The sequence below is a fragment of the Rhizobium sp. SEMIA 4085 genome (assembly GCF_013004495.1).
Classification (GTDB): domain Bacteria; phylum Pseudomonadota; class Alphaproteobacteria; order Rhizobiales; family Rhizobiaceae; genus Rhizobium; species Rhizobium gallicum.
This window is the reverse complement of sequence record NZ_JABEPH010000324.1, coordinates 1-7,042: the sequence shown is the minus strand read 5'-3', so window position 1 is coordinate 7,042 and position 7,042 is coordinate 1. Positions and strand designations below refer to the sequence as shown.

9 protein-coding genes and 1 tRNA gene are annotated in these 7,042 nt (G+C 60.8%); 8 read left to right on the top strand and 2 right to left on the bottom strand.

The annotated features are described in order from the left end of the window. The 8 genes from C9413_RS25050 to C9413_RS25015 all read left to right on the top strand — a co-directional run. A partial coding sequence (locus C9413_RS25050) for a DUF2948 family protein (protein ID WP_170251046.1) occupies positions 1 to 177 on the top strand: 177 nt, incomplete at its 5' end. A gap of 37 nt (positions 178 to 214) precedes the next feature. After that, the gene (gene hisD, locus C9413_RS25045; protein WP_170251045.1) at positions 215 to 1,513 is read left to right on the top strand and encodes a histidinol dehydrogenase; all 1,299 of its coding nucleotides are present in this window, start codon (positions 215 to 217) and stop codon (positions 1,511 to 1,513) included. A gap of 3 nt (positions 1,514 to 1,516) precedes the next feature. Then, on the top strand, positions 1,517 to 1,990 hold the full coding sequence (locus C9413_RS25040) for a UPF0262 family protein (RefSeq protein WP_039843895.1): 474 nt from the start codon (positions 1,517 to 1,519) through the stop codon (positions 1,988 to 1,990). 5 nt (positions 1,991 to 1,995) lie between these two features. Continuing rightward, positions 1,996 to 2,472, top strand: coding sequence for a low molecular weight phosphatase family protein (locus C9413_RS25035; protein WP_039843896.1), 477 nt, complete (start codon positions 1,996 to 1,998; stop codon positions 2,470 to 2,472). Positions 2,473 to 2,591: 119 nt separating this feature from the next. Further along, the gene (gene infA / locus C9413_RS25030) at positions 2,592 to 2,810 is read left to right on the top strand and encodes a translation initiation factor IF-1 (RefSeq protein ID WP_003545338.1); all 219 of its coding nucleotides are present in this window, start codon (positions 2,592 to 2,594) and stop codon (positions 2,808 to 2,810) included. Between the two features lie 46 nt (positions 2,811 to 2,856). Continuing rightward, positions 2,857 to 3,477 (top strand): Maf-like protein, encoded by a 621-nt coding sequence (locus C9413_RS25025; protein ID WP_022718246.1) that lies wholly within the window; start codon positions 2,857 to 2,859, stop codon positions 3,475 to 3,477. Positions 3,478 to 3,495: 18 nt separating this feature from the next. Then, entirely contained in the window at positions 3,496 to 3,705 is a 210-nt protein-coding gene (gene yacG, locus C9413_RS25020) for a DNA gyrase inhibitor YacG (protein ID WP_039843897.1), read from the top strand. Positions 3,706 to 3,884: 179 nt separating this feature from the next. Next, positions 3,885 to 3,960: transfer RNA gene (locus C9413_RS25015), tRNA-Phe, on the top strand. Between the two features lie 1,104 nt (positions 3,961 to 5,064). On the opposite strand, the gene C9413_RS25010 is transcribed toward C9413_RS25015, so the two are convergent. Both C9413_RS25010 and C9413_RS25005 read right to left on the bottom strand, forming a co-directional pair. Next, positions 5,065 to 6,318 (bottom strand): D-amino acid dehydrogenase, encoded by a 1,254-nt coding sequence (locus C9413_RS25010; protein ID WP_039843900.1) that lies wholly within the window; start codon positions 6,316 to 6,318, stop codon positions 5,065 to 5,067. Between the two features lie 26 nt (positions 6,319 to 6,344). Further along, on the bottom strand, positions 6,345 to 7,042 hold a 698-nt coding region (locus C9413_RS25005), incomplete at its 5' end, for an alanine racemase C-terminal domain-containing protein (RefSeq protein WP_170251044.1).

Below are 7,042 nucleotides of genomic sequence, written 5' to 3'. Positions count from 1 at the left end.
CTGTCCCTGCTGTCCGTCGGCTTCGAACAGAAGGGGGAGGGGCCGGATGGCACGGTCGAGCTGACGCTTGCCGGCGCAGCCGAGATCGTCCTCGACGTCGAATGCATCGAAGTGCAGCTTGCGGATATCGGTGGGGCATGGGAAACCGCCTCCAAGCCCCGCCACCCCGGTGCGTGAAGACGTCCCCGTGTCGAATTGAGAAGGAATATCTGCGTTGGCAATCTGGCTGGATCAGACATCGGACGGTTTCGAGCAGCGCTTCGCCGCGTTTCTGACAACCAAGCGTGAGGTTTCAGAAGACGTGAACGCGGCCGTGCGCACGATCATCGACGACGTGCGCGCCCGCGGTGATGAAGCGCTCGCCGAATATTGCAAGAAATTCGACGGCATCGATTTTGCCGATGTGCCGATGCGCGTGAGCGAAGCGGAAATCGATGCCGCGGTGGAAGCAGTGCCTTCCGAAGTGCTCGGCGCGCTGAAGGTTGCGGCCGTCCGTATCGAATCCCATCATCGCCGCCAGCTGCCGAAGGACGATATCTACGAGGACGCCATGGGCGTCGGGCTCGGCTCGCGCTGGACGGCGATCGAGGCGGTCGGTCTCTACGTGCCGGGCGGCACGGCAAGCTATCCGAGCTCGGTGCTCATGAATGCCGTGCCGGCAAAGGTCGCAGGCGTCGAGCGCATCGTCATTGCGGTGCCGGCAACGGGCGGTGAGGTCAATCCGGCCGTACTTGCTGCGGCCAAGCTTGCCGGTGTATCGGAAATCTACCGTGTCAGCGGTGCGCAGGCTATTGCCGCGCTTGCCTACGGGACGGAGACGATCGCGCCGGTCGCAAAGATCACCGGCCCGGGCAACGCCTATGTTGCCGCCGCCAAGCGCCAGGTCTTCGGCACGGTCGGCATCGACATGATCGCCGGCCCGTCGGAAGTGCTGGTGATCGCAGACAAGGATAACAACCCGGACTGGATCGCCGCCGACCTTCTGGCCCAGGCCGAACATGATGCAAGTGCCCAGGCGATCCTGGTCACTGATAACGCCGAATTCGGCAAGGCCGTGGAAGTCGCCGTCGAGCGGCAGCTGAAGACTTTAAACCGTGCGGAAACCGCCGCCCGCAGCTGGCGGGATTTCGGTGCGGTCATCCTGGTGAAGGACCTGAAGGATGCGATACCGCTTGCCAACCGCATCGCCGCCGAGCATCTGGAGCTCGCGGTTGCCGATCCGGATGCGCTGCTCGACGGAATACGCAATGCCGGCGCGATCTTCATCGGCGCCCATACGCCGGAAGTGATCGGCGATTATGTCGGCGGCTCGAACCATGTCCTGCCGACAGCGCGCTCTGCCCGCTTCTCCTCCGGCCTTTCCTTGCTCGACTTCGTCAAGCGCACCTCGATCCTCCGGCTCGGCCCGCAGCAGCTTCGCGATCTCGGTCCGGCGGCGATTGCCCTCGCGGTCTGCGAAGGCCTCGACGCCCATGCGCGATCAGTCGCGATCCGTCTCAATCTCGAAAGGTGAGGCATGGCGAAGGGCGACTTCCGGCTCTCAGATATCGTCCTTGACGATACGATCGGCCGTTCGACGCCTGATGTCGAGCACGAGCGCGCCGTCGCGATCTTCGACCTCATCGAGGAAAACAGCTTCGAGCCAGTCGGCCACAGCGGTGGACCCTACCGGCTGAAGATTTCGCTGGTCGATTCCAAGCTCGTCTTTGCGATCACCACGGAAGCCGGGCGGGATGTTGCGACCCATATCCTGTCACTGACCCCCTTCCGCCGGCTCGTGAAAGACTATTTCATGATCTGCGAAAGCTATTACGAGGCGATCCGCTCTGCCTCGCCAAGCCGCATCGAGGCGATCGATATGGGACGGCGCGGCATCCACAACGAGGGCTCGCAGACATTGAAGGATCGGCTTGCCGGGAAGATCGAGGTCGATTTCGACACGGCGCGCCGCATCTTCACGCTCGTCTGCGTGCTCTACTGGCGCGGATGACGGCGATGGCGCCGGCTCCGACCACGGCAGAAGGAAAGGCGCCCGGCGCGATTCTCTTCATGTGCGGGCTGAACGCCATCCGCTCGCCGATCGCCGAAGTGATCGCCCGTAGCATCCTGCCCAGGAATACCTATATACGTTCCGCAGGCGTTCGCGCCGGCGAGCGCGACCCCTTTGTCGATGTCGTGCTCGATGAAATCGGCCTTTCGCTCGGGCGTCGCCAGCCGCAGACGCTTGACGAGCTCGAGGATGACTACTTCGATCTGATCATCACGCTCTCGCCGCAGGCCCATCACGCCGCACTGGAACTGACGCGGTCGAGCGCCGTCGACGTGATCTATTGGCCGACGATGGATCCGACGGTCACAACCGGGACCCGCGAGCAGATTCTGGACGCTTACCGTGAGGTGCGTGATCACCTCGAGACGCTCATCGAAACACGGCTCGTCAGGAGAAATGGCATCGCCGCGCAATCGGCGTGAAACAAAAGGAAGAAAGCCCGATCAACAAGGTTCACAAATGACCCCTGATTGTGTAGTTTCCGCGAAAATTTTAAGGCGGCCAATGCCGTCATCTCAACCGACAGGAAGAAAACCTTTATATGCCTAAAGAAGAAGTCCTCGAATTCCCGGGTATTGTGACCGAACTTCTGCCGAACGCGACCTTTCGGGTGAAGCTCGAAAACGAGCACGAAATCATCGCCCATACGGCGGGCCGCATGCGCAAGAACCGCATCCGCGTTCTCGCCGGCGACAAGGTTCTTGTGGAAATGACGCCTTACGATCTCACGAAGGGCCGCATCACCTATCGTTTCAAATAGGCTTGGCCCGGAAGCTTCAAGGGCTTCCGTTTCCGGTCGAGGGTCCATGGCGCTCACATACAAGCTCATTCTGGCTTCCGGCTCGCCGCGCCGTGTCGACCTGCTCAACCAGGCAGGCATCGAGCCCTCGCGCCTAATGCCGATGGATATCGACGAGACGCCGAGGAAATCCGAGCATCCCCGTTCGCTTGCCCGGCGCCTTTCGACGGAAAAGGCCGAAGCGGCCCTTGCCGCGATCAAGAGCGACATGGCCTGGAAGGGCAGCTATATCCTTGCTGCCGACACTGTGGTTGCCGTCGGTCGCCGCATTCTCGGCAAGGCCGAGTTCGCAGACGAGGCTTCCGCCTCGCTGCATCTGCTTTCCGGCCGCAGCCACTGGGTCTATACCGGCGTCTGCCTGGTGACGCCCGACCGCAAGATCCGCCAGAAGATCGCCGAGACGAAAGTGCGCTTCAAACGCCTTTCCGGTTTCGAGATCGAGAACTATCTTGCCTCTGGCCAGTGGCGCGGCAAGGCGGGTGCCTATGGCATCCAGGGGCTGGCCGGCAGCTTCGTGCAGAAAATGGTGGGCTCCTACACAAATGTCGTCGGCCTGCCGCTTTATGAAACAATCCTGCTGCTGACCGGCGAAGGCTTCGACGTGCATAGCCGGTGGCCTGAAGGCTGAGCCCGGAGGAAGATCACCGTGCCCGAAGAGAAAAAAACCGTCGCCAAGGTCGAACCGCTGCGCAAGACGCGCCCTTGCCCGGAATGCGCCAAGCCCTCGCACCGCGATCACTATCCTTTCTGTTCGAACCGGTGCCGCGAGGCCGACCTCTCCCGCTGGCTGAACGGCGCCTATGCCATTCCGGTTGCCGAAGACGAGAAGAGCAGGGACTACGACGACGAAAACTAGCGATAATCCACAGCGAACCCCTTCAATTTGCTCGTGAATCCGCAAAATGTCCCCGGTTGGCAAAAAACTGTCATTTGCTGCTTGCCATGGCCGGACAAGATGCTATAACCCCGCTCGCTTCCGGGGCGAACCAAGGCCCCGCACTTCTTTCAACGAAGAATGTTCTGCGAAGCACGGATGCCCAGATAGCTCAGTTGGTAGAGCAGCGGATTGAAAATCCGCGTGTCGCTGGTTCGATTCCGGCTCTGGGCACCACCGAAAACCCATTTAAAAAGCCGTGAGCCGTGATCTGGTCCGCAGATTTACTGTTTGAATGTCGCATCACGCCTCGGACGGAGCCTCGGCCCCGGAACTGCGCACCCTTGCGGATTTCGGTGGATTCGAATCTGACTACGTGACGTTCGCGAAGCCGTCCATTGGCTGGAGACTAAGCCACCCTACCGTCTTTTCCATTCTATTCAGGCACTGTTCTGCATTTCAGATCGGCGACAACCTGAAGGCATGAGTATCGGGTCGGTCGCGGCACCTAGACCAAGAGGAGAACCATCCCAGATCGTTCAAGACGACGGCCGCCTGCTTGGTTTTGGATAGATATCGCTCATCGATCGACTTGATGCCCTAATTTTCGCGGCGGTAGGTGTCTTAGGTTCGGTCGCGCGCGCGTCCGTCTGTGGGCACTTGCAAGAGTAACTCGGCCCACGGCGGCTACAGCGTCCAATTCTATGAGGTAGCCAAAATGCAATCCGGGAACGGGCACCACCGTTCGAGCCGGCCGCACCTGCTGCTTGAGCGTTACAATTCATGTCATCTGAACGCTGGCTTGAGAAGGAAGTTAATAAAGATTTCGCGCTGCTGCCCCAGCGCCAGTCAACAAGGAAGCGTGATCGGCGCTGCGAACCTTCATTGAATGCGCCGGCCGTTGCGGTCGGGGTTCGAGCGCACCGCCTGTCGCACGGCGGCCTTTGCAGCCGCTGTAGATGAGCATGTCGGCGCCGGCGACCGTCGCAGAATCGACCAAAGCAGGGCTCCGCCATCCCTGATCAAGGGTGCCAAGACTTTGGTCTGGAGGAGTGTCCACGGAAATTCACCGCAGTTCGGAGGTCGAACTGATCGGCATTCGCTTCGTTCAGCGTCGCCATGCACCCGATGCCGGCATGAGAAAGGCGCCGTCGACGCGCCATACCTAATCGCGCACGGCAGTGCCGAACTCGGCGGCGGCGGGATCGGTAGCGTCATTTTCAAGATGACGGCCGTGAGCAGCATCGTTTCGGCAATCTGTTCTGGATTGTGCCCGGTCAAGACCAAGCGAGCACCCTCGTCGGTTAGGCGCTTGGCGGTGGCGCGGCCGATGCCGGATCCTTATCCGGAGTATCGGCTGATCGCGAGATCGGTCGCGTCGATCTCAGGTTTGCGACCGCTGACAAGATCGGCGATCACGCGCGCCGAGCCAGAGCTCATCGTCCAGCCTAACGTCCCATGCCCTGTGTTGAGAAACAGGCCCGTGATCTTCGTTGGACCGATGACGGGCGTCCCGTCCGGCGTCATCGGACGCAATCCTGACCAGAAGGATGCATTTGAGACCTCGCCCCCGGGGAAGAGGTCGGTGACGGAATGTTCGAGCGTGCGGCGGCGCGCCTGCCCGAGATCATTGGTATATCCGGAGATCTCTGCCATGCCGCCAACGCGGATGCGATCGCCAAGGCGGGTGATGGCGATCTTGTAAGTCTCGTCCATCACGGTCGATTCCGGCGCGCGCGAAGCGTCGGTGATTGGGATCGTCAATGAATAGCCCTTCACGGGATAAACTGGCAGTGTGATGCCGAGCGGCTTCAGGAGCAGCGAAGAGTAGCTGCCGAGTGCCACGACGACCGCATCGGCGCGAAGGATTTCTCGATCGCAGATGACGCTGCGGACCCGACCGCCTGCCACATCCAGCCCTTTGATCTGAGTGTCATAGGCGAAGCGCACGCCGAGTTCCTCGACTTTCTTCGCGAGCGCATTGGTAAACTTGAAGCAGTCGCCGGTTTCATCCTTCGGCGTCAGCAGACCGCCAACGATCTTGTCGCGCACATGAGCAAGTGCCGGTTCGGCACGGATGCACCCATCACGGTCCAGCACCTCGTAGGGAATGCCGTCGGCGGCAAGAGCCTTGACGTCCTTGCCGGAGGCATCGAACTGCTGCTGCGTACGGAAAAGTTGCAGTGTCCCCTGCATGCGCTCATCATAGGCGATGTCTGTCTCGGCACGTAGCGCGGCGAGCGAAATCCGGCTGTAATCTGCAAGCCGCAGCATACGACTCTTGTTTATCGCATACCGCTCGGATGTGCAGTTCGACAACATCCTGACGAGCCAGCAGAGCATCGCGACATCGACCTTCGGGCGCAGGATCAACGGCGCGTATTGCATGAACAGCCATTTGATTGCCTTCATCGGAATGCCGGGTGCGGCCCACGGCGAGCAATAGCCGAAGGAGACTTCGCCGGCATTGGCAAAGCTCGTTTCAAATGCCGGCCCCTCTTGGCGGTCGACAACGATAACCTCGTGTCCGGACTTGGCAAGTTGGTAGGCGGACGTCACGCCGATGATGCCGGCGCCGAGAACGATGACTTTCATGTGTATCCTTACGCGAAAATAAATGTTCAGCGATACCGCCGATGATAGCGCTGACCGAGGCCGGTCAAGATTTCGTAGGAGATTGTGCCGGCGTCGCGGGCAAGGTCTTCCAACGTCTGATGAGGGCCGAGCACTTCAACGAAGCTGCCGAGGGTTAGCGTGCCTTCCGGCAGGGCAGATATGTCAATTGTCATGCTGTCCATCGAAACTCGGCCGACAATCGGAAGGCGTACGCCATCGTAGTAAACCGCTCCACGACCGCTCAGGCTGCGCAGCAGCCCGTCGGCATAACCCGCCGCAAGCGTCGCAAGGCGCATTTCGCCCTCCGCGACATGAGCACCACTATAGCCGATACGAGCACCGGCCTGGACCGCCTGGATCTGCACCACCGCGACATCCAGGTGAACGACCGCCTCCATCGGGTTTGCAACACCTGCAGTCGGGGCGCCACCGTAAAGCGCAATTCCGGAACGGGCGAGCACACCGTGAAAGGCATTGCCGAGAAAGATCCCGCCGGAATTAGCGAAGCAGACGTCGAAGCCGGGAAACTCGTCGGCGATCCGGTTCATTTCGGCAAGCTGGTCGCCATTTTGCTCGCTTCCAGCATCGTCGGCGGACGCGAGATGGCTCATGCTGAACCAGACCGCGACATTCCCGACTTCCCTAAGCCACGACGACAGCCCCGCCCGCTCCCTTGGCGGCCCGCCAAGACTCAACATGCCGG